This is a genomic window from Atribacter sp., assembly GCF_035418125.1.
Classification (GTDB): domain Bacteria; phylum Atribacterota; class Atribacteria; order Atribacterales; family Atribacteraceae; genus Atribacter; species Atribacter allofermentans.
In genome coordinates this window covers 8482-9658 of record NZ_DAOLQM010000057.1, presented here as the reverse complement: position 1 = coordinate 9658, position 1177 = coordinate 8482, and the positions used below count along the sequence as shown (strand labels likewise).

Annotated in this window: 1 protein-coding gene; it reads left to right on the top strand. The window is 34.0% G+C overall.

Translation table 11 applies throughout. The features are described 5' to 3' along the window. Nucleotides 1–309: 309 nt before the first annotated feature. Nucleotides 310–1170 carry a PAC2 family protein gene (locus PLK24_RS04745; protein ID WP_324476801.1) on the top strand — a complete coding sequence of 287 codons (861 nt, stop codon included), beginning with the start codon at nt 310–312 and terminating at the stop codon, nt 1168–1170. Nucleotides 1171–1177 lie beyond the last annotated feature (7 nt).

Below are 1177 nucleotides of genomic sequence, written 5' to 3'. Positions count from 1 at the left end.
AATAAAAAACCGAAGGATTGGAAGAAAGAAGTTCCCGATCGAGAGATAGGAATTTCGAAGTTTTCCCGAGAGGGAGAGTGGAAGGCCAGTCCTGAAGCGCTTCGCTATATTAGAAAGTGATTTCTTTTTTCGAAGCGAGATTTAGGTTCAAGAGTTTGTCAGAACCTGTGGTTTTTTTATTCCTCGATTCATTAACTTCTTTTAACTGCTTATGTGTAATCATAATTCTGAAAAGGTATAATATTTTAAAGTAAAAAACCATTTGTCCATTTCCAATCGTTTAAAATCAAAGGAGGATCGATTCCAATTATGGAAAATCTTAAATTTTTAGAAAAACCAGTTCTGTTTTCTCCCAGATTGATCATTGGATTATCGGGGTGGATGGATGGAGGATATGTATCAACCGGAACTATTGTTTATTTGAATAATAAGTTGAATGCAATTAAGTTTGCGGAAATAAATCCCCACCCTTTTTATATATATAATTTACCGGGATCTATGGAGGAAATTGCTCAATTTCGTCCTTATACGAAAATTACCGACGGATTAGTAAATGAAGTCAAGTTTCCAACTAATGAATTTTTTGCTGATACTCATAATAATCTTATTCTATTCTCTGGTAAAGAACCAAATATTAATTGGGATCAATACTGTCAAATATTATTTTTTATGTGTGAAGAGTATCAAATTCAAGAAATATATTTTATTGGAAGCGTCAACGGTTTAACTCCTCACACTCGAGATCCACGGGTCTATAGTTCGGTAAGCAATGAAAAATTAAAAAAAATTCTTGAGGAAGAAAATATCCGTTTTACCACTTACGAAGGCTCTGCCAGTTTAACTACTTATCTCACTTTTTTAACCAAAGAGAGAAACATAAACATGATTAACCTCATCACTGATGTACCAATGTATATCCATGCAACCAATCCGAGAGGGATTATCTCTATCGTAAAAAAAGTCAAAGCTTTACTTCAATTAAACCTCGATTTTTCTGATTTAATCCCACTGGTTGAGCAGTTTGATAGTAATATGGCCGTTGCCATGCGCGAGCAACCGGAGTTAGCCAAACAAGTGAAAAAACTTGAGGAGAATTATGATAATGAGATAGTTACTGATAATCAGAATTTCGAGGAATGGTTAAAAAAGCATGGTATTGATAACCTTTAGTCTTTTC